20 protein-coding genes are annotated in these 20,837 nt (G+C 63.7%); 6 read left to right on the top strand and 14 right to left on the bottom strand.

The features are described 5' to 3' along the window. Nucleotides 1–18: 18 nt before the first annotated feature. The 5 genes from HNP71_RS14045 to HNP71_RS01010 form a co-directional block, all read right to left on the bottom strand. Nucleotides 19–3,015 carry a Hint domain-containing protein gene (locus HNP71_RS14045; protein WP_221246560.1) on the bottom strand — a complete coding sequence of 999 codons (2,997 nt, stop codon included), beginning with the start codon at nucleotides 3,013–3,015 and terminating at the stop codon, nucleotides 19–21. 428 nt (nucleotides 3,016–3,443) lie between these two features. Further along, the gene (locus HNP71_RS01025; RefSeq protein WP_183264987.1) at nucleotides 3,444–4,190 is read right to left on the bottom strand and encodes a methyltransferase; all 747 of its coding nucleotides are present in this window, start codon (nucleotides 4,188–4,190) and stop codon (nucleotides 3,444–3,446) included. Continuing rightward, complete coding sequence (locus HNP71_RS01020) at nucleotides 4,190–4,813, bottom strand: alpha/beta fold hydrolase (RefSeq protein WP_183264986.1); 624 nt, start codon at nucleotides 4,811–4,813, stop codon at nucleotides 4,190–4,192. The genes HNP71_RS01025 and HNP71_RS01020 overlap by 1 nt, the downstream gene beginning before the upstream one ends. After that, entirely contained in the window at nucleotides 4,810–5,994 is a 1,185-nt protein-coding gene (locus HNP71_RS01015; protein ID WP_183264985.1) for an aminotransferase class I/II-fold pyridoxal phosphate-dependent enzyme, read from the bottom strand. Before HNP71_RS01015 ends, HNP71_RS01020 begins: the two co-directional genes overlap by 4 nt. 68 nt (nucleotides 5,995–6,062) lie before the next feature. After that, complete coding sequence (locus HNP71_RS01010) at nucleotides 6,063–6,500, bottom strand: DUF2147 domain-containing protein (RefSeq protein ID WP_183264984.1); 438 nt, start codon at nucleotides 6,498–6,500, stop codon at nucleotides 6,063–6,065. A 216-nt stretch (nucleotides 6,501–6,716) separates the two neighbouring features. On the opposite strand from HNP71_RS01010, the gene HNP71_RS01005 reads away from it, so the two are divergent. The 5 genes from HNP71_RS01005 to HNP71_RS00985 all read left to right on the top strand — a co-directional run bounded on the left by HNP71_RS01005 (nucleotide 6,717) and on the right by HNP71_RS00985 (nucleotide 13,703). Further along, on the top strand, nucleotides 6,717–7,988 hold the full coding sequence (locus HNP71_RS01005) for an OmpP1/FadL family transporter (RefSeq protein WP_183264983.1): 1,272 nt from the start codon (nucleotides 6,717–6,719) through the stop codon (nucleotides 7,986–7,988). Between the two features lie 76 nt (nucleotides 7,989–8,064). Further along, nucleotides 8,065–8,493 (top strand): MerR family transcriptional regulator, encoded by a 429-nt coding sequence (locus HNP71_RS01000; RefSeq protein WP_183264982.1) that lies wholly within the window; start codon nucleotides 8,065–8,067, stop codon nucleotides 8,491–8,493. A 24-nt stretch (nucleotides 8,494–8,517) separates the two neighbouring features. Next, a complete protein-coding gene (locus HNP71_RS00995) occupies nucleotides 8,518–9,654 on the top strand; it encodes an acetyl-CoA C-acyltransferase (protein WP_183264981.1) in 1,137 nt (378 codons plus the stop codon). After that, on the top strand, nucleotides 9,654–11,930 hold the full coding sequence (locus tag HNP71_RS00990) for a 3-hydroxyacyl-CoA dehydrogenase/enoyl-CoA hydratase family protein (RefSeq protein ID WP_183264980.1): 2,277 nt from the start codon (nucleotides 9,654–9,656) through the stop codon (nucleotides 11,928–11,930). Before HNP71_RS00995 ends, HNP71_RS00990 begins: the two co-directional genes overlap by 1 nt. A gap of 12 nt (nucleotides 11,931–11,942) precedes the next feature. After that, nucleotides 11,943–13,703 carry an acyl-CoA dehydrogenase C-terminal domain-containing protein gene (locus tag HNP71_RS00985; protein WP_183264979.1) on the top strand — a complete coding sequence of 587 codons (1,761 nt, stop codon included), beginning with the start codon at nucleotides 11,943–11,945 and terminating at the stop codon, nucleotides 13,701–13,703. A gap of 43 nt (nucleotides 13,704–13,746) precedes the next feature. On the opposite strand, the gene HNP71_RS00980 is transcribed toward HNP71_RS00985, so the two are convergent. The 8 genes from HNP71_RS00980 to gluQRS form a co-directional block, all read right to left on the bottom strand. Beyond that, nucleotides 13,747–14,226, bottom strand: a complete 480-nt coding sequence (locus HNP71_RS00980; RefSeq protein ID WP_183264978.1) for a helix-turn-helix domain-containing protein — start codon at nucleotides 14,224–14,226, stop codon at nucleotides 13,747–13,749. Nucleotides 14,227–14,461: 235 nt separating this feature from the next. Then, a complete protein-coding gene (gene lnt, locus HNP71_RS00975) occupies nucleotides 14,462–15,967 on the bottom strand; it encodes an apolipoprotein N-acyltransferase (protein ID WP_246344007.1) in 1,506 nt (501 codons plus the stop codon). Beyond that, nucleotides 15,960–16,616, bottom strand: coding sequence for an acireductone synthase (mtnC, locus tag HNP71_RS00970; RefSeq protein WP_183264976.1), 657 nt, complete (start codon nucleotides 16,614–16,616; stop codon nucleotides 15,960–15,962). The genes lnt and mtnC overlap by 8 nt, the downstream gene beginning before the upstream one ends. Further along, nucleotides 16,613–17,152: a 1,2-dihydroxy-3-keto-5-methylthiopentene dioxygenase gene (locus HNP71_RS00965; protein ID WP_183264975.1), complete on the bottom strand. Its 540-nt coding sequence runs from the start codon at nucleotides 17,150–17,152 to the stop codon at nucleotides 16,613–16,615. Before HNP71_RS00965 ends, mtnC begins: the two co-directional genes overlap by 4 nt. Beyond that, nucleotides 17,149–17,742: a methylthioribulose 1-phosphate dehydratase gene (locus HNP71_RS00960; protein ID WP_183264974.1), complete on the bottom strand. Its 594-nt coding sequence runs from the start codon at nucleotides 17,740–17,742 to the stop codon at nucleotides 17,149–17,151. The genes HNP71_RS00965 and HNP71_RS00960 overlap by 4 nt, the downstream gene beginning before the upstream one ends. Nucleotides 17,743–17,745: 3 nt before the next feature. Beyond that, nucleotides 17,746–17,985 carry a twin-arginine translocase TatA/TatE family subunit gene (locus tag HNP71_RS00955; protein ID WP_183264973.1) on the bottom strand — a complete coding sequence of 80 codons (240 nt, stop codon included), beginning with the start codon at nucleotides 17,983–17,985 and terminating at the stop codon, nucleotides 17,746–17,748. A gap of 73 nt (nucleotides 17,986–18,058) precedes the next feature. After that, on the bottom strand, nucleotides 18,059–19,015 hold the full coding sequence (locus tag HNP71_RS00950; RefSeq protein ID WP_183264972.1) for a CPBP family intramembrane glutamic endopeptidase: 957 nt from the start codon (nucleotides 19,013–19,015) through the stop codon (nucleotides 18,059–18,061). Next, a complete protein-coding gene (gene gluQRS / locus HNP71_RS00945) occupies nucleotides 19,012–19,827 on the bottom strand; it encodes a tRNA glutamyl-Q(34) synthetase GluQRS (RefSeq protein ID WP_183264971.1) in 816 nt (271 codons plus the stop codon). The genes HNP71_RS00950 and gluQRS overlap by 4 nt, the downstream gene beginning before the upstream one ends. A gap of 192 nt (nucleotides 19,828–20,019) precedes the next feature. Between gluQRS and HNP71_RS00940 the strand changes: the two genes are divergently transcribed. Continuing rightward, entirely contained in the window at nucleotides 20,020–20,580 is a 561-nt protein-coding gene (locus HNP71_RS00940; protein ID WP_183264970.1) for an HNH endonuclease, read from the top strand. Between the two features lie 2 nt (nucleotides 20,581–20,582). Here HNP71_RS00940 and HNP71_RS00935 read toward each other — a convergent pair whose 3' ends face one another. After that, nucleotides 20,583–20,825 carry an Lrp/AsnC ligand binding domain-containing protein gene (locus tag HNP71_RS00935; protein ID WP_183264969.1) on the bottom strand — a complete coding sequence of 81 codons (243 nt, stop codon included), beginning with the start codon at nucleotides 20,823–20,825 and terminating at the stop codon, nucleotides 20,583–20,585. Nucleotides 20,826–20,837: the final 12 nt, after the last annotated feature.

Below are 20,837 nucleotides of genomic sequence, written 5' to 3'. Positions count from 1 at the left end.
TTTGGTTATGAGTCCAGCTTAGGCCGCGTTTACGGCGTTGCCGCCAAGGCGCTGACGGATGGCCATGGGCACCTGGCGGGCCGACTTGGCGCGCGGGTAATCCATTTCCACGATCGCCTCGGCCGGAGCCTTGCGCTCATCCCAGTTGTGGAAGTGCATGCGATCCACATTGTCGACGAAGCTTTCCGCTAGTGCACCTTCGGCCAGCAGCAGCTCATGGGTCTCCAACTCCACATGGTAGTAGGTGAACTGCTCGGGAGCGTCGTACTCACGCACGATGCTGGTGCCATTCACCAGGGCGCTGGCCTGGACCAGGATGCCATCGATAAACACCGCGTGATCCGGCGAGAGCAGCAGGTCGCGCACCGGCAGACTGTCGCCCAGCGCCCCGGCCTTGATGCGGATGGGCAGGCTGCGGAGGGGATCGGCGAAGCGGGTATGCACATGGCTCTGGCCGACCCAGCGCACCGGCTTGGTACCGTTGGCGGTCACCACCAGATCACCCGCCTGTAGCGCCTCGACAGCCATCTCGCCCTCCGGCGTGGCGATACGTGTGCCGGGGTAGAAGCAGAGATGGATGACCAACTGACCGGTGGAGTCTTCCATGGCAATCGAGTTCGGAGAAACTCCAGCGGCCAAGCTGACATCGATCGTGACCGTTTCGCCGTTAGTCTCGTCCGTTACCACCAGCGTGCCGTTATTGTAGCTATCCGTCAGCTGATCGGTGGTGCCGCTCAGGCTGAAATTGCTGGAGCCAAGGATAATCGTGTCGTGGGTGCCAAAATCCGAGAGAGTCGTATTCAGCACATGGCCTGTGACATCCGTACCGGAGAAATCCACCACGCTGTCGGCATTATTGCCGTTCAAGAAGATGACGCCGCCCGTGACGCCGGCGAGGTCAATCGTGCCGGCATCGATGACCGTGGCAACGCTGGAGCCCGCGGCCAGGGTGGCTGTGACGCCGCTGTTCACGGTCAGCGTACCGGCGCCTGTAATGGCAACTGTGTCGCTGAAGCCGGAGGAGATGGTGGCTTGCGCGCCGGAGGCGATGGTAATCGCCGCGGCATCGTTACCTCCGAGTACCAGCGTGCCGGCATCAAAGATGCTGCCCAGCGTGGTGGTGCCCGACAGAGTTGCGCTGCCGCCCGCGCCGACGGCGAGCGTGCCGGTGCCGGAGAGCGAGCCAGCATCGTAGAAGGCTGCGCCGCTGGCAACGGTGATGATCCCGTTCTCGCTCACCCCGCCCGAGGAGATGGAGGCGGTCCCTGCGGTGATGCTCACCGTTTCAAGGCTGGTGATGATGTCGCCAGGCGCGGTGCCGCCGGTGAAGTTGCTAGCCTGCTCGAAACTGCCGATGCCGGAGGTGGAGAAGGTGAAGTTGGTGGCCGTGGTGGGGGCGAGTTCGATATCGATGCCCGAGCTACCTTCCAGCGCCACGAAGGAGGCGGTGGAGAGCGCACCCGCTGCCGTGCCCGCGATGGTGAGCTGCGTGCTGCTGACGGCGCTGCCGGTGGAACTCAGGGTATCGGTCACCGTCAGCACGCCAGTCGCGCTGCTGTAGCTGAGCACGAGGCCCTGGCCCGCGGTCGGCTGGGCCAGCACGTTGGAGCCGACGATGATCTCGTCATTTACCCCAAAATTATTGATCTTACCGCCAAAGCCGGATGGGTTGTCGTTCAGGATCAGCGTGTTGGGGGCGGTGGCGGACCCATGCGTGCCAAACAGCACGGTGATGCCCGCATCCGTTCCGGCGGTGTTGCCAAGCGCCAGGGTGGCGCTGTTGTCGATGAACAGCGTGCCGTTACCGGTGAGGCTGGAGTTCACCTTCACGTCTGTGCCGGAGCCGCTGATGCCCGCAGTGCCGCTGAGGGTGATGGCGGGCACGCTGGTGCCACCCAGGGAAACGGTGCCGTTGCCGAAGGTGGTGCCGCTGGCGATCGTCGAGCTGGTGAGCGTGGAGCCACCGAGCAGAATGAATTCCTGCCCAGTGGAGGAATTGGTGCCGACGGCCAGCCCCCCGCTTAGCGTGCCAGCCAGGGTAATGGTGGTTTGCACTGTGCCATTGGAGGTGACCAGCTTAGTCGTCGTGCCGCTGCTGACCAGCGTGGCGTTGGACGTGCCGGTGAAGCCGTTGACAATGATGGTGTCGGTAGCGCCGAAGCCCGCCACCGTGCCCGCGAACAGCGTGCCCGCGGCGATTTGCAGCGTGTTCGAGGACGTGTCAGCGAACAGCACTTCCTCACGGGAGGTGATCGTGCTGGCCAGTATGGCGTTGGCTCCGCCCTCGAGCACGATATAGCCATCGATGGAGGTGGCGCTGGAGGCGGTGTTGGCGCCGTCGAGCACCGAGGATGCGATGTTCAGCGTGCCGCCGTTATCGACGATCCAGCCCGCATTGTAGAAATTGGCGACGGTACCGGAGGAGCCGTTGGTGGAGGTGATGTCGAGTTCACCGCCAGAGGCGATGGTGATCAGCCCGTAATTGATCAGCCCGTGCGGCGCCTGCTGGTTGCCGCCGGTGGTGATGTTGGAGATGGTCAGCTTGTCGCCGGAGCCGATGGTGATAAGGCCGAAATTCTCGTTGACGGTATCGACGGTCAGTGTGTCCGTGCCCCGCGCGATGAGCTGTAGGTGGGAGTCGTAGCTCGGCGTGGCGGAGAGCGCACCGTGCAGCCCGGTCATGGTGGCCCCGGTCGGGGTGGTGCCGGTATTGCCGTAGAACACGCCCATGGCGATGCCCTGAATGGTCAAGTTCGCGCCATTGCTCAGGGTAATGAGCTGGCCGGCAATCTGGGTTTCCAGCAGCACGGTGTAGGTGGTGCTGTCGACGGTGAGCGTCTGCGCCACGTAAATGTCCGCAGCGCCGCTCGCGGTGGGGGAAATAACCGGCTGGTTGGTTGTGGTGCCGGAAATGACTACCGATTGGGTGCCGTTGGCCGAATTGGTCGGAACGCCTCCGCTCCAATTGTTCTTGGTGAACCAAGAGGTGGACGAGCCCTTCCACGTATCAGACATTCTTCAGGTCCCCACACACAAGATGACAGCCAGTTAATAATACGGAAGCCTGATAGCTTTAGACTAGTTGCATACAACATTCCTAGGGCGGATCGTCCAAAAAAAGAGAAAATCAGAACAAGCTTTTGCGAGGATGCAGATACTCCTCTAAAAAACGCTGTAATTTCCAAACGATGATCAAGATGTGTCAAACAGTAAAAAAAACGTGAACTGATTGCTGCGTGGTTGTTGGTGCACTTGTTGGCGTCTGCCGGAGGTATGTGCCGCTTTTGCGGTCTTACGGCGCAGGATACGACTCCACGCCATCGGAAGAGGTGCTAATGTGGTGGATCTTTAATGTTCACGACAATCGTTGGTGGAGCGGATTAGATGACGTTGTATCCCTAAGCGTTCGTCCTGAACCGCGTTCGAAGCCTAGGGCTGTGGTTTCAGGTGCGAAGCTCTCCGTACAGCACATGATACGTCACCGAAAAACCGCCTTGCAGGGCGTTCAGCAGTTTGCGGAAGGCTCCGGGCGGTAGGGGTTGATGGCCCTGGGCCGGTTCGCCGGCTCCCAAAGTTTTCAACGCCCGCGCAAAGGCTTGGCCGGAGGTATGGCGCTCAGCGAGGAAATCTTCCTCGATTGTGCCTTTTACTCCAGATGGCCAGGGGAAGGCGGCGGCGTTGGGATAGTCGTGTAGCCCGCAGGGCAGGCTAAGCGCCGCATGCGCCGCGCGCCATTCGGCGAAGCTGCCCGCCCCCAGAGTGGCAAAGCAAAGCCACCCGCCTGGGGCCAGCAGGTGGCTGAGTCGTGCCAGTGCACTGGGCAAATCGGCAAACCATTGCATGGCGAGGCTGCTGGCGATGAGGTCGTAGCCGCCCGTCAGCCCCTCGGGATGTTCTCCATCCAGAATCCGGTATTCGGCACGGTTGCCCAGCCGGGCGTGGGCTCGCTCCAGCATGGCGGGGGAAATGTCGGTAAGCAGCAGCCGGGCCTGAGGGAAAGCCGCCGCGAGTTCGGCGCTGAGCAGCCCGGTGCCGCAGCCGATCTCCAAAATCCGCGTGGGAGGAGCGGGCAGGCGGCTGGCGATGCGCTGGGCCAAACGCCGTGCCACCTCGCGTTGGATGGTGGCGACACTGTCATAAGCCTCGGCTTGGCGGGTGAAGGCGGCGGCAACCCTGGTTTTATCGGTCATCAGAGCCGTTCCAGTAGACCGTAAAGCTGGGAGGCGCACCAGTCCGGGGCATCGAGCGGCAGCAGATGCCCGCCCTCATGCCAGATGATCCGATCCTCGGGGAAACAGTCTTTACTCATCGCGGCGGAGACCAGCATGTCCTGTTGTCCGCAGAGCGCGGCATCCACCAGGGCCGGGCGGGCGTCCCAACCGGCAAGGGCTTGCAGCCCGGCGGCCAGGGCTTCGGCGTTGGGCATGCCGGGAAGCGGCGCGGTGCAGCCCTGGCGAGCGCGGAACTCGCTCACCACTTCGGCCGGGGCGGTGGCGAGCCGTGAGAGCATCCGCTCCAGCACGCGCGGAGAGATGCCGGCGGGGAAATCGCCGGCTTTGGCGAAGCGGGTGAAGCCGTTGATGCCCGCCAGCCCGTCCCAGCCCAGCGGGCGCTGGTGCAGCAGCCAGAGCAGACCGAGGGAATGGCCAACCGCCAGCACCTTTCGACCCGGCGGCGGCGCGGGCTGCGCGGGTTGGCCGAAAAAGCCGAGATCCCAGGCCAGCGTGTCCTCGGGCGTGAAGCAGGCGCGCAAGCCATCCCAGAAGCTGGCGTCGAACCCCCAGCCATGCACGAGCAGCAGCAGCGGTTTCATGCGGCGCGGGCCAGCCGGATTACGGCGTCGGCGAGGGCGGAGATATCGGCCTCGCTATGCCGGGCGGAAAGGGCGAAGCGGATGCGGCTGGTGCCATTGGGAACCGTGGGCGGGCGGATGGCCACGCCCAGAAAGCCCTCCGCCTCCAGCGCACGGGCGACGTTCAGCGTGCGCTCCTCAGCCCCCAGGATGACCGGCACGATCTGCGTGGCCGAAATGCCGGTATCCAGCCCGGCGGCGTTGAGTGTGGCGCGGAAATTGGCGGCCAGCCGGGCTAGGTGGGCGCGCTCGGCGCCGAGGCGGGGCACGAGGTCGATGGCCGCCTCCATGGCCCCGAGCACGGCGGGAGGCAGGGCGGTGGCGTAGATCACCCCGCCGCAGCGGTTCACCAGATACTCCCGCAGCGCCGCCGAGCAGGCGACATAAGCGCCGAATCCGCCCATCCCCTTGCTGAACGTGCCCATGACCAGCCCTTGGCGCAGCCCATGCGCCAGCCCGAAGCCATTTTCGCCCAGCACGCCGGTGGCATGGGCTTCGTCCAGATACAAAAACGCGCCGTAGCGCTCGGCCAAAGCGCGCAGGGCGGGGATGTCGGCGCAATCGCCATCCATGCTGAACACGCTTTCGGTGACGATAAAGCGTGGGCGGTTCAGATCCTTGTCCCGCTCCAGCAGTTCTTCCAGATGTTCGAGATCGTTATGGCGGAAGCGGATCTGCCGCACGCCCGCGCCGATGCAGCCCTGGATCAGGCTCGCGTGGTTCAGCTTGTCGGCATAAACGAGAGGTTCCGCGCCCAGATACCGTGAGTCGAGTAAGGCGGGCAGCACGGTTAGGTTGGCCTGCACACCGGAGACGAGGATCAGCGCCGCCTCGGTCCCCTTGGCCGCGGCCAGCTTGGCCTCGATATCGGGGAAGGGCGGCAAATTTCCGGCCACGAGGCGGGAGGCCCCCGAGCCCGCCCCCCAGCGCTCGGCATACTCGCAGGCGCGGCGGGTCAGCGCCGGGTGGTGCGACAGGCCAAGATAATCGTTGGAGGAAAAATCCAGAAGCGGCGGACCGCCATCCACGCGCACCCGGCCATCGGGCAGTCTGTCCGCCACTCTCAGGCTGCGTCTGCGTCCGGCGGCGTCTTGCGCCGCCAGCGCGTTTTGCCAAAGTTCGTCGAAATCTCGTATCGTCATGCCGCCAAGGGAGATAGTGCCAAACCACGCCCAATGGCAGGGGGATGACGCAGAGATTTAATCCGGCCTCACCCTGCGCAGGGGGCGAGTTGCTGGGGTGGCCTGACCCAGGTGACGGAGCGGCCGATGAGCGTGAACCCGATATAGCCACGCACATGCAGCTTGCCGTCATCGCCCACATGCATCACCGACTTATAGGTGTTGCCGCTTTCCGGGTCGTAGATCCAGCCGCCATGCCAGCCGCCGTTATCAGCCGGCGTAAAGCCGCCGAGAATCGACAGCCCGCAGAGCAGGCGCGGGCGCAGGGCGGCATCGCCATTATGGATGTCGGTCTTGGGCTTGCCTTCCTTGTCCAGCGGCTGGTGCAACCATTCGATCTTGCCGCAGAGCTGCCCGCCGCAAGGCGCGATGAGGATGCCCGCCTTGCCATTCTGGTCCATCCACCAGCCCTGCACATCCTGCGTTTCCGCTCTCGCGACCGAGCCCCAGCAGCCCAGGCCCGTCATGGCAAACGCCATAATCAGCAAAATTTTTCTTAAACCCACGTTGAAAATCGCTTGCATTTCCACCCTCATGACATATGTTGCATACACAATACGTAAGTTAAGTGCCCTAATCAACAGGCGATCAACAACGCCGCAAAATAGCAATAGGCATGAGGAGGAAGCAAAGAAATGTCGGTGGAGAGAACGCGGTATACCAATTTATCACAGGTGTCGGTGTTGGCGCTGGTTGCGGCGCTTGGTGCGTCCGGTCCGGCCTTTGCGTCGGGGTTTGGGCTGAACGAAGGTTCGGCGGATTGGCTGGGCAACGCCTTCGCCGGTGAGGTGGCCAAGGCGTATGATGCCAGCACTGTCTCGACCAACCCTGCGGGTATGGCGCTGCTCGATAGCAGCGAATTGGACAGCAATGTCAGCTATATCGGCCCAAGTGCGACGTTCACCGGCTCGGCCAGCAACCCGTACACGGGCGGTAATGTCTCAGGCGTGAACGGCGGCAATGCCGTTGCCCCGGCCGCGTCCGCCGCCGCGTTCGGCGTGTGGGCCCTGGCGCCGAAATGGCGGCTGGGCTTCTCCGTCACCGCCCCTTATGGCGAGCGCGTCTCCTATCCGGGGGATTTCGTCGGGCGGTATCAGAGCCTCGTTTCCAGTATCACCGACATCAATCTCGGTCTGGCGCTGTCCTACAAGATCAACGATCATTTTTCCGTCGGCGGCGGACCGAACATCGACTATTTCAACGCCAATCTCAGCCAGGCGCTGAACACGCCGCTGAGCGCGCTGACGGGCAAGGACGCCATCGGCGACATCTATGGCGATGATGTCGGTGTAGGCTATAACCTTGGCGCGATCTACAAGGTTGATGACACACTGCGCTTCGGTCTGGATTACCGCTCGCGCATCCGCCACAACATCAAGGGCGGGCAGCACATTACCGTGCCGCCGATCTACGCCGCCTATAGCCCGTTGCTTGCGGCCATGCTGAACGCCGCCAACAGTCACGCCACCACCAACATCACCCTGCCGGACAGCGTGAGCTTTGGTGTCTATGACCAGGTGACGCCGCGCCTCGCCCTGATGGCCAGCGCGACCTGGACGGAATGGTCGCTGTTCCACGCGCTGGTGGTGACCGCCACCAACGGCTCGGGCTCCTCCACCCTGTATGAGAACTGGCATAATAGCTGGTTCGCCGGCGTGGGCGCCAACTACCAACTTACCGACAAGCTGATGCTGCAAACCGGCTTCTCCTACGATGAATCCCCGGTCTCCAACGACAACCGCACCACCCGCGTGCCGGATGCCGACCATTACAATCTGGGCATAGGCGCGCAGTACCAGCTTCTGCCCAACACCAAGCTGGAACTGGCCTATCTGCACCTGTTCTCGCCGGGTGGGAAGATCAACAACTCCGCCAGCGCCTCGGCGGGGATGATCACCGGCGGTTACGACGACTCCGACAACAGCGTGACCGCCGGAGTGACCATGAAGTTCTGAACCAAAACCGTGTAACGTGATGACAACGGCCGGGCAGGGGGCTTTCCTGCCCGCCAACTGAAGGAGATGATAGCCGATGTCGCACGAGAGCCTGCTCTACACTGTCACCCAACTCGCCGCCGGGCTGGGGATCACGGTGCGGACGCTGCATTTTTATGAGTCGCAGGGGCTGATTTCTCCGCAGCGTGCCGGGAACACCAGGGTCTACACCCAGCGGGACCGCGCGCGCATGATCCTGATCCTGCGCGGCAAGAGGCTCGGCTTCTCTATCAAGGAGATCAAGGAATATCTTGAACTCTATGATATCGACCCGACCCACGCGCAGCAGACCAAGGCGCTGCTGAAGGCGGTGCAGAGCCGCATCCACAGCCTGGAGGAGCAGCGCTTGGCGCTGGAGGAAACGCTCATCGAACTGCGTGAGATTGAGCGCCAAGCCACAGACGCGCTGAAAACCATCGAAACCCAACCCAAGGCGGCGCGAAAACCAGCCGTCGCCACCAAGTAGCAAGTCAAGACAACGGAGATTACCGTGAGCAATGCCGTCATCGCGGGTTACGCCCGCTCCCCCTTCACCCCCGCGCCCAAGGGCCAGCTTGCCCGCGTGCGCCCCGACGATTTCGCCGCCCAGACCATCGTGGCGCTGATCGCGCGCAGCGGCGTGAAGCCCGAGGATATCGAGGCATTGGTCATGGGCTGCGCCTTCCCCGAGGGCGAGCAGGGGCTTAACGTCGCCCGTCTCGTCGGGCTGCTGTCCGGCCTGCCGCAGAGTGTCGCGGGCTACACTGTGAACCATTTCTGCGGGTCCTCGATGCAGGCGGTGCACATCGCCGCCGGGCATATCGCGGCGGGCATGGGCGAGGTGTTCGTCGCCGCCGGTGTGGAGAGCATGAGCCGCGTACCGATGGGCGGCTATAACGTGCTGCCCAACAAGGCGCTGGTGGCCAAGGTTCCCGCCGCTTACATTGGCATGGGCGACACCGCCGAGAACGTGGCTCGCAAATGGAACATCTCCCGCGCCGAGCAGGAGGCCTTCGCCGTGCGCAGCCAACAGCGTGCCGCCGCCGCCATCGCCGAGGGGCGGCTGAAGGACGAAATCGTGCCGATTACCGGCAAGGCGGGCGTGGTGGACGCCGATGGCTGCCCGCGCCCCGAGACCACTCTTGAAGGGCTGGCCGGGCTGAAGCTGGCTTTCGACGTGAGCGGTACGGTCACCGCCGGCACGTCCTCTCCACTAACCGATGGCGCCGCAGCCGTACTGGTCTGCTCCGAGGCTTACGCCGATAAGCACGGGCTGAAGAAGCTGGCGCGTATCAAGGCCAGCGCCGTCTCGGGCTGCGCGCCGGAGATCATGGGCATCGGCCCCGTGGCAGCCACGCAGAAAGCCCTGGCCCGTGCGGGTATTACCGCCGCCGAGCTGGATGTGATCGAGCTGAACGAGGCCTTCGCCTCGCAGTCTCTCGCCTGCATCCGCGATCTCGGGCTGGATGTGGAGAAGGTGAACCTCGATGGCGGGGCCTTGGCCCTTGGTCATCCGCTGGGCGCCACGGGGGCGCGCATCACCGGCAAGGCCGCCAGCCTGCTGGCGCGCACCGGCGGCAAATACGCGCTGGCTACGCAGTGCATCGGCGGCGGGCAGGGCATCGCCACCATTCTGGAGCGCGTGTGATGCCTGGAATTCAAAAAGCTGCCGTCATCGGCGCAGGCACCATGGGGGCGGCCATCGCCGCGCATTTCGCCAATGCGGGCACGCCTGTGCTGCTGCTCGACATCGTCCCCGGTGCCGCCGCCGGGGCCATCGCCAAGATGCAGAAGACCGACCCAGCGCCGTTCATGTCATCGACGGCGGTCAAGCTGGTCACGCCGGGCAACCTTGAAGAGGATATTGCCAAACTCGTCGAGTGCGACTGGATCGTGGAAGCCATCGTCGAGCGGCTGGACCTGAAGCAGGATCTGTATCGCAAGATTGACGCCGTGCGCCGCCCCGGTTCCGTGGTGTCCTCCAACACCTCGACCATTCCGCTGGCGAAGCTGGTGGAAGGGCTGCCCGAGAGCTTCGCGCGTAACTTCCTCATCACCCATTTCTTCAACCCGCCGCGCTATATGCGCCTGCTGGAGCTGGTCACCGGCCCCGCCACCGACCCGGCTCTGGCCGATGGCGTGGCGCGCTTCGCCGACATCGCACTCGGCAAAACCGTTGTACGGGCCAAGGATTCTCCGGGCTTTATCGCCAACCGGCTAGGCGTGTACTGGCTGCAATGCGGCGTCATCGAGGCGCTGGATGCGGGCATCGCCGTCGAGGCTGCGGACGCGATCATGGGCCGCCCCTTCGGCATTCCCAAGACCGGCGTGTTCGGGCTGATCGACCTCGTCGGGCTGGATCTGATGCCGCACATCAACGCCAGCCTCGCCGCCACGCTGCCTCAGGGCGACGCCTTCCACGCCGCCAACCGCGATCTACCGCTCATCAAGAAGATGATCGCGGAGGGCTATACCGGCCGCAAGGGCAAGGGCGGCTTCTACCGGAAGGGCGCCGCGGGGCGCGAGGCCATCGACCTCGCCACCGGCGATTACCGCCCGGTGCAAAAGGCCGATCTGCCTGAGGCCAAGCTACGCGATTTGCGCGCGCTGCTTTCTGCTCCATCGCCTGCCGCGCGTTACGCCTGGCGCGTGCTGGGGCAGACGTTGGCCTACGCCGCGACACTGGTGCCGGAAGCAGCCGAGGACATCACCTCCATCGATGAAGCGATGCGCCTTGGCTATAACTGGAAGTTCGGGCCGTTCGAGCTGATCGACAAGCTCGGCGCGGATTGGCTGGCCGAGAAGCTGGCTGCCGAGGGCATGGCCGTGCCGCCTCTGCTGGCGGCGGCCAAGGGCAAGAGCTTCTACACGCTCACCGAGGGCCAGCAAAACTACCTGGGCACCGATGGCGCGTACCACAAGCTTACCCGCCCCGAGGGCGTGCTGCTGCTGGCCGACATCAAGCGCGTCTCCAAGCCGGTGCTGAAGAACGCCTCGGCTGCCGTGTGGGATATCGGCGATGGAGTGTTCTGTTTCGAGCTGACCTCCAAGAGCAATAGCTGGGATCAGCAGAATCTTGAAATCCTGGGCAAGGCCGTGGAGCTGAAGCCTAAAGCGCTGGTGCTGTATAACGAGGGCGCGCATTTCTCCGTCGGCGCCAATCTCGGCCTTGCCATCTTCGCCGCCAATATCGCGGCCTGGGGCGAGATCGAGAAACTTGTGGCCGCCGGGCAGCAAGTGTTCAAAGCGATGAAATACGCGCCCTTCCCGGTGGTGGCGGCTCCGTTCGGCATGGCGCTGGGCGGCGGGTGCGAGGTGGTGCTGCATGCCGATGCCGTGCAGGCCCATGCCGAGACCTATATCGGCCTGGTGGAATGCGGCGTGGGGCTGGTGCCCGGCTGGGGCGGCTGTTCCGAGATGCTGGCCCGCTGGGCGGCAGCGCCCGGCATGCCGCGCGGCCCGATGCCCGCCGCCGCCAAGGTGTTCGAGATTGTAAGCACCGCCACGGTGAGCAAATCCGCTGCCCAGGCCAAGGAATTGCTGTTCCTGCGCGCCGAGGACGGCATCACCATGAACCGCGACCGACTACTGGCCGACGCCAAGGCTCGCGCACTGAAGCTGGCGGAAAACTACACGCCCCCCACGCCCCCCACCTACAGGCTGGGCGGGGAGGCGGCACAGCTCGCCTTCGAGAGCGCTGCCGAGGGCTTTCGCGCCCGTGGTGCGGCAACCACCTATGACATGGTGGTGTCCTCCAACCTCGCCACCGTGCTCTCGGGCGGTCCGGCGGATCTCATCGACGAGGTGAGCGAGCAGGACATTCTGGCATTGGAACGCGCCGCCTTCATGCGGCTGATCAAGAACGAAGGCACGCTGGCGCGGATCGAGCACATGCTCGTCACCGGCAAGCCCCTGCGCAACTAGGAGTAAACGGCGATGCAAACCTACACAGCGCCCCTGCGCGACATGCGCTTCGTGCTGCACGAACTGCATGGCGGCACGGCGGATAATGCCGAGTTCACGCCCGAGCTGTTGGATTCCATCCTGGAGGAAGCAGCGAAATTCTGCACCGAAATGCTGCTCCCCCTCAACGCCAGCGGTGACGAGGAAGGCTGCCATTTTGAGAACGGCACGGTGCGCACGCCCGAGGGCTTCCAGGACGCCTACAAGGCCTTCGCGGAATCCGGCTGGGGTTCGTTGAACGCCAGCCCGGATTATGGCGGGCAGGGCCTGCCGGAATCCGTGGCCAAGCTGGTTGAGGAGATGATCTGCGCCTGCAACCTGTCCTTCGGCCTGTATCCGGGGCTTTCACACGGCGCGTATCTGGCGCTGAAGAGCCATGGCTCGAAGGAGCTGAAGGATTTTTACCTGCCCAAGCTGGTCTCGGGCGAATGGTCGGGCACCATGTGCCTCACCGAGCCGCATTGCGGCACGGATCTCGGCCTGCTGCGCACCAAGGCGGTGCCGCAGGAGGATGGCAGCTACAAGATCACCGGCTCCAAGATCTTCATCTCCGCCGGTGAGCATGACCTGACCGACAACATCATCCATCTGGTACTGGCGCGCCTGCCGGACGCTCCGCCCGGCATCAAGGGCATCTCGCTCTTCCTGGTGCCCAAATTCCTGCCCGATGCCAACGGCAATCCCGGTGCTGGCAACGGCGTCTCCTGCGCGGCCATCGAGCACAAGATGGGCATCAAGGCCTCGGCCACCTGCCAGATGAATTTCGACGACGCCACCGGCTGGCTGGTCGGCACGCCGCATAAGGGCATGCAGGCGATGTTCGTGATGATGAATTCCGAACGTCTCTCCGTCGGCACGCAGGGCTTGGGGGTTGGCGAGGCCGCCTATCAGGGCGCGGTGGCTTATGCCAAGGAGCGTCTGCAAGGCCGCTCCCTGGCCGGTGCCAAATACCCCGATAAACCCGCCGACCCGATCATTGTGCACCCGGATGTGCGGCGCATGCTGCTCACCATTCGCGCCTATAACGAAGGCTGCCGCGCCATGGGCGTGTGGGTGGCGCAGGCGCTGGACGCGGCGGAGAAAGGCGACGAGGCGGCGGCCGATTTCGTGGCCCTGATGACCCCCATCGTGAAGGCGCTGTTCACCGATCTAGGTTTCGAAAGTGCCAGCCTCGGCGTGCAGGTTTACGGCGGGCACGGTTATATCCGCGATCATGGCATGGAGCAGTTCGTGCGCGATGCCCGCATCGCCATGATCTACGAGGGCACAAACGGCGTGCAGGCGCTGGACCTGATCGGCCGCAAGCTCCCCGCCAATTTTGGCCGTAGCCTGCGCCGCTTCTTCCATCCGGTGGCGGAGTTCATCGAGGCACACCAGAACGACGCCCATATCGGCAAGCTGGTGCAGGGCTTTGCCCGGGCTTTCGGCGCGCTGCAACTGGCCACGGGGTTCGTGGCCGAGAAGGGCATGTCCGACCCCGAGGAGGCCGGTGCCGCCGCCACCGATTATCTGCGCATGTTCGGGCTGGTGGCTTTGGGCTTCATGTGGGTGCGCATGGCGCTCATCGCGGCGGAAAAAGCGCCGCTCGGCGGGCCGGATGCCGCTTTCTACCAGACCAAGCTGGCCACGGCGCGGTTCTACATGGAGCGCATTCTGCCTCAGGCCGGCGCGCTGCTCTTCACCATTAAGGCCGGCAAGGCCGCGATGATGGCGCTGCCCGAGGAAGCATTCTGAGCGAGAAAAAGGGCTGAACCTGAAAAGGGTTCAGCCCGTCGTTTCAGCCTGCGTCGAATGCCGCTTCGGGCGGGGCTAGGGATTTCATCAGGTCGAACATGTGTTTGCGCATGGCGGGATCCTGGATGCGGTAATAGGCCCGCACCAGTTCCAGCGTTTCACGCTTGGTCAACTGGTCGTCCACCCCGGCACTGAACGGCTCCTGGTGTTCGGCGAAGCCATACATGCGCCCGCGCGGACCGGATACTGGTCCCTCGGACATACCTTCCGGCATATCGTCGAAGAAATAGGAAATCGGTACGTCCAGCACGCGGGAGATGTCGAACAGGCGTGAGGCGCCCACCCGGTTCACACCGCGCTCGTATTTCTGTACCTGCTGGAAGGTCAGGCCCAGGGCGTCGCCCAGTCGTTCCTGAGACATGCCGAGCAATGTCCGGCGGAGGCGGATGCGCGAACCGACATGAATATCGATTGGGCTGGGACGGCTTTCACGTTCCTGGCGCTCGGCGGGTTCTTCGGCCATAAGACTAGTCTTCTCCAACTTGCGGTGGTAGCCACCGGCTTATAATCTTCTTAGGTTGCCCGAAACTCATGGAATGCAACCATAAGAAAGGTAACCTAACACGATACTTTGCCAGATATTACACGTTATACGGCAAATTACTGTAACGTAACGCAAATCTCAATGAAAAAATCACAGATTGCCTTATTAAATAGACAGGCTGTACGCTATATCAAAAATGTCACCATATGTTACGCTAAATTCTGCGGCTGACTAATTTTCCCGCAATGATTGCCACAACCGCAAGTATAGCCGGAAGTATAAGGCCAAGCCTAGAAAAAAGCGTCGGTGGCAGGGCGCGGGGCAAAGGCGCTACCAGAACCCCTTGAGCATCCAGCGGTAAATAAGCGATGACATGGCCAAACGGGTCGAACATCGCGGTGATGCCGGAATTGCCGGCACGGGCCAGGGGCAGGCCCTCCTCCACGGCGCGCAATCTGGCGTTGATGTAATGTTGGTATGGACCTGCGGAGTTACCGAACCAAGCATCATCGGTGATGACCACAAGCCAGGAGGGGCGGTGCGACTCGTCGATCATTTCGCCGGGGAACACGTCCTCGTAGCAGATCAGCGGGGCGAAGGGGGGCAGGCCGCTGACGGTGATGGTCGCGGGGCCGGTGCCGGGGGTGAAGCCGCCGCCCAGCATGTCGGGGATGATCTTCAGGGGCAGCCAGTGCGGCATGTACTCGCCGAAGGGCACCAGCTTCCATTTATCGTACACCGCCAGCGGCGGCACCGGGCCGGAGAGCACCACCAGCGAGTTACGGAAATCGGTCTGGCTCTCCATGCGCAGCGTTCCCGCAATGACCGGCGTGGTGCCGGTGATCTCAGCCAGTTGCTGGCGCGCGCCGTAATCCGAGTCCAGCAGCCAGGGGCTGGCGGCTTCCGGCCAGATGATCGCATTGGCCCCCGAATTCACCGCTGCGTTGCTCATGGCCAGCAGGCGCCGCCAATTAGCCTCCAGCGCCGGGCGGGAATAATCCGGCGGTTCGGTGAAGTTGGGCTGCAGCATGGCGATGTTCAGCCCCGTGGATGCCACCGGGGTTTGCAGCCGCGCCCAGCCCGCCCCGGCCCAGACCGCCAGCGCCACCACCAGGGCTGCCAGCCCACGCTTGCCGAACAGCGGCAGTCCAGCCAGGATGACGGTGAACAGCGTCAGGCCATGCACGCTCACCCAGGCGGCGGGCTGGATGAAGACATCGCCCAGCCTGCCGGGGATGGTCCAATCCGTCCCCCAGAAATTCCAGGGAAAGCCCGAGAACCAGAATTGCTGCGCGATGTTGGAGAGCACCCAGGCTCCGGCAAACACCAGCAACCGCCCGAAGCCGGGCTTGATCCAGCGGATCGCCAGGGCGGGGATGACGGTATAGCACGCCACCGCCGCCGAGATGGCCGGGGCGGCGAAGGGCACCAGCCACCAGAAATCCTTGGCCTCTGTCAGCACCGGCTCGGTGACCCAGTATAGCCCCGCGATGGCCAAGCCAAAGCCGTAGCACCAAGCGGTGTAGATGGTGCGCTTGATGCTGCCGGCTTCGTCCAACAGGCATAAAAAGGCGGGCAGGGAGAACAACAGCGCGGGCAGGAAATGCACGGGCGGCAGCGCGGTTGCGGCGGCAAGACCCCACAAAAAAGCCCGCATCAGCGGGGCTTTTTGTAACCGGGCATGTGCCGCCCGGATGTAGTCGCGCGGTGACTTAGCCATGCGGCAGCCCAAACTTCCTTGCCACATCGTTGAAATCCTTCGCCGTCTCATGTCGCTTGGTGGGGATGGTGCCATCCTCGTCCCGCACAAGTTGGCAGGTTTGCAGGCCTGAGGCTTTAGCGGCATCCAGCTCGGCTTCCATGTCCGAGAGGAACAGCATCTCCTCGGGAGGCACGTTCACCCCGCGCGCGATGGAGGCATAGCTCGCGGCCTCGCGCTTGGCGCCCACGCGCGTGTCGAAATAAGCCTGGAACAGCCCGGTCAGATCGCCCGCCGGAGTGTGGCCGAAGAGCAGCTTCTGCGCCGGCACGGAGCCGGAGGAATACACGAACAGCCGTAGGCCCGCACGCACCCAGCGGCGCAGGGCGGGGGGTATATCCCCATATAGCTCGGCAATGAGTGCGCCGGATTTGTAGCCCTCCTCCCAGATGACGCCCTGGATGGCTTTCAGCGCCGTGATCTTCTCATCGCGGTCCATCCAGCCGAGCAGGGTTTCCAGCTTTGGCTCCGGCACATCGGCCAGGGCCGGATGGCCGGAGGCGACGAACTCCGCCATGCGCGTGCGCGCATAGGGGAAGAGCACGCGCTGCACGAAGGAGATCGGGGTGGTGGTGCCCTCGATATCCGTGAGAATGGCTGCGGGTTTCATGCTGTGGGGAAGCGCTTGGAGATTTGGTCACCGGTGAAATGCGCCACCCAGCCGGAAGTGTCGGTGAATACGCGCAAAGCGGTGAAGCTGGGCTTCAGCCCGGCATCGAACCAGTGCTTGATCCCGGCGGGAACATGGATCAGGTCGCCAGCCTCGCACAGGGCGACATAGACCTTGCCGTTCTCGTGCAGCACGAAATGCCCGGAACCCTCGACGAAGAAGCGGATCTCCGGCTCGGTATGGGTGTGCTCGTTGAGAAACTTCTCGCGTAGCGCGGCGGCCTGCGGGTGTTCCGGCGTCAGCTTCACCACATCCGCCGAGCCCGCGCCGGTGGCGCCCATCAGCGCGTCCAGATACGGGCGGTAGGCGTCCAGGATCGCTTCGGCCGGAGCGTCGGCTGGCAGATGAACGGGGCTATCCCAGCGCTCAAACCCGACATTGATAGGCTTCAGCTCCGCCGCCACGGCGGCCGGCTCTTCCGAATCGAAGATCGGGGCGTTGGGGGCGTCGTCCTTGTAAACGGTCAGGCGGCTCATTTCAGCTTCCTCCGCTCCAGTTCGCAGGCCAGCAGGAATTCCAGCGCCTCCAGCCGCCAATAGGCATGCTCCACGCTGGTGCCCCAGCCATACACGCCATGACCCTCGATCACGTAGCCGATCGGCGGCTCGTTCTGCAGCAGGGGCTCGATGAAATTCGCCAGCCGGGCGATGTCCTGGTCGTTCTCATAGACCGGCAGCCGCACTTCCAGCTCATGGGTGGCGTAGCCGAAGGCCTTCAGGATCTCGTAATTGGCGAAGGTGATGCCGCCCTGCATGGAAAGCACTGTGGCCGCCAGGGAGTGCCCGTGCAGCACCGCGCCCACGGCGGGGAACAGCCGGTAGAGTTGGCAGTGCAGCAGCGTCTCGGCGCTGGGCTTCTGGCCCGGCACGAGCGGGTTGCCCTCGTAATCCACGGCGATGATATCGGCCGTGGTCAGGCGGCCCTTATGCACGCCGCTGCGGGTGATCGCGATGCGGGTTTCGTCGATTCTCGCCGAGAGATTGCCAGCGGAACCCGGCACCCAGCCACGCGCATCCATCCGGCGCCCGGCCTCGGCCAGGGCCTCCGCCAATTCCATAGGAACCATGTCTTAACCCTGGTTGACGGACGTCTTGGCCTCGGTCTCGGCGCCGGACTTCGGCGCATTCAGCGCGCCGGTATCGGCCATCGAGGCATCCTGAGGCTTCTTATCCTCATCCGCGATATTCTGCTTGAAGGATTTGATGCCTTTGCCGAACTCGCCCATCAGGTTGCTGACCTTGCCGGTGCCGAACAGCAGCAGCACGACGGCCAGCACAATCAGCCAATGCCAGATGCTCAACCCACCCATGGTAATCTCTCCACCCTGAAAATCCGGTCCTGTTTACGCGGATTGCCGGAGGATGCCAAATCCCCCGTGCGAGCTAGCGCAGTGCCGCCGTGGCCACCAGCCCGAGGCCATTATACAGCACATGAAGCAGAATGCCCGGCCTGATCGAGCCATAACGCAGCCGCAGATGGCACGAGGCCAGCGCCAGCAGCCCTACGTCGAGAAACCCAGGCAGATAATACATTTTCTCCGGCGCGTGCGCGGCCAGAAACAGGGCGGTGGTGAGCAGCGTCGCGCCGGTGGGGCCGAGGCTTGCGGCGATCCCGGCGAAGCCGATGCCCCGGAAGGCGATTTCTTCCAGCACCGGGCCGAGCAGCAGCATCACCCCCAGCATGGCCGCTATGGTGATGGGCGGGCCATCGAATAGTTTGGCCGTGGAAAGGTCTTTCATGGCATGGAAATTCGGCGGCACCAGCCGGAACATGGCCGCCACCACGAGCGTGAGCAGTAGCGCCAGCAGCACCGCCTGGGCATAGGCGGCAAGCGGGGCAGGCCGCCATGCCACGCCGTGCGGGCTGCCATCGGCCAAAGCTTGCGGGCCGAGGCGGCGCATCGACCAAGCCAGCCACAGCCCCGCCATCAACTCGCCCGCCAGCACGGCGCCAGTGAGCGTCACCGGATCGGTAAAGCTGGGCAGAACCGTACTGCGTTGCAGGATCAGGTAGAATGCCGCCGCCACCCGCACATTCACGAACAGCCCGCCACCTGCGGCCATGACCAGCCCAAAGCCGAATATGCCCCACAGCCCCCGCAGCAACCCCAGATGCGGGCGGCTCCAGCGCGGTTCGCGTGCTCCGGGCAGCCGGGCGAAGCACAGGGCGAGTAGCCAGAGATTGCTACCGATCTCGCTGCCCAGACCGCCCAGCAGGGCCAGGGCTTTAACCGGCACCGGATGATGCTGGGCGGCAAGATCGCCGGCCACGCTCATCGCCATGGCGCCGCCCAGCATGAAGACCAGAAGCCAGCCCAGGGCTGCGATGAAACGTGTCATGCCGAGGCCTCGAATTGTTGCAGGATCGCCTGCGGTTTCGTACCGGCGGCGCGCATCTCACGCAATGTCGCGGCCTTGTCGCGCTTGGCCAGGCGCTTGCCCGAGGAATCGGTGAGCAGGCGGTGATGCGCGTAAATGGGTGTGCGCAGGCCGAGCAGGGCTTGCAGCAACACATGGATATGCGTGGCATCGCGCAGATCCTCGCCCCGGATGACATGGGTGATGCCCTGTAGCGCGTCGTCATGCACCACGCAGAGATGGTAGCTGCTTGGCGTATCCTTGCGCGCCAGCACCACATCGCCCAGCCGCTCCGGCTTGGCCTCAAGCCAGCCTGTGTTTTCCTCGAAGAAGCGCAATTCCCCCACGCATCGCCGCGCCGCCGCCACATCCAGCCGCAAGGCATAGGGCGCACCGGAGGCAATCCGCGCCGCCCGAACCTCGGGCGGGAGCGTACGGCAAGTGCCAGGGTAAAGCCCCTCCACCCCATGCGGGGCGGATTGCGCGCGCGCGATCTCGGCCCGTGTGCAGAAGCAGGGATAGAGCAGCCCGCGCGCCTGGAGTTTTTCCAAAGCCCGCGCGTATTCGGGGAAGTGCTGGGATTGCACGCGCACCTCGCCATCCCAGTCCAGCCCCAGCCAGCGCAGGTCTTCCAGAATGGCATCGGCGTATTCCGGGCGGCAGCGCGTGGTGTCGATATCTTCCAGGCGCAGACGGAAAATATCCGCGCGCTTCCAGGCCATCCAGGCTGAAAAAGCGTGGCCAAGATGCAGATATCCGGTCGGGCTGGGGGCGAAACGGGTAACGATGCTCATGCGCCACGCAGTCTATACGGCGGCCCTGCGGCTTGGCGAGGCGCGTGACAAAACCCTTACATTCGGCTGGGCATCTTGCAGTGCGGCGCTTCCCCTGTCATAAATCGCGCATGACTCGAAGGCACTACCACATGTGGGAGCGTTTCGTGGCTACTCCCCAAGATTTGCTCCCTCACAGGGGCAGGCAGAGTAATGCCTGACGGCGGGTTTCATTTTCCCGCGCTTGTTCTCAATGCGGATTTCCGTCCGCTATCCTATTATCCGTTGTCGACATGGACCTGGCAGGACGCCGTAAAGGCGGTATTCCTGGACCGGGTTTCCGTGCTTTCGGAATACGAGCAGGAGGTCCGCTCGCCCTCCTTCTCCATGCGCCTGCCCAGCGTCATCGCCCTGCGCGATTTCATTCCCTCGGCCCGCACCCCGGCCTTCACCCGCTTCAACGTGTTCCTGCGCGATACCTTCTCCTGCCAATATTGCGGCGGCAAGCGGGCGACGCAGGAGCTGACCTTCGACCACGTGATCCCCCGCGCCAAAGGCGGACGCACGAGTTGGGAAAACGTGGTGACGGCCTGCGGCCCGTGCAATTTGCGCAAGGGCAGCAAGATGCCGCGCGAATGCGGTATGATCCCGCGCCAGGAACCCCGCCGCCCGACCAGCTACGAGCTGCAGGAAAGCGGCAGGCATTTCCCGCCGAACTATCTGCACGAGAGTTGGCGGGATTTTCTCTACTGGGATTCTGAGCTGGAGAGCTGACCTTACGGCGTGAACGCGTTGAATGCGATCATCGTGCTGGTCTCGGCAATGCCCGGCACTTTATGCAGTTGCGTGTTCACGAACACGCCGGGATCGATCTCGTCATCGAGATTGATGATCGCCAGCAGATCGTAATGACCCGAGATCGAGTAGATATGGCAGGGGATCACCTTGTCGATGATATAGGCGGCGACGTTATAGGCCTCGCCAAGCTGGCACTTGATCTGCACGATCAGCGTTTTCATGTGTGAATCCTC

The organism is Acidocella aromatica, from assembly GCF_014201825.1.
In the GTDB taxonomy this organism is placed as follows: Bacteria; Pseudomonadota; Alphaproteobacteria; order Acetobacterales; family Acetobacteraceae; genus Acidocella; species Acidocella aromatica.
This window is presented reverse-complemented; position numbering and strand designations above follow the sequence as displayed.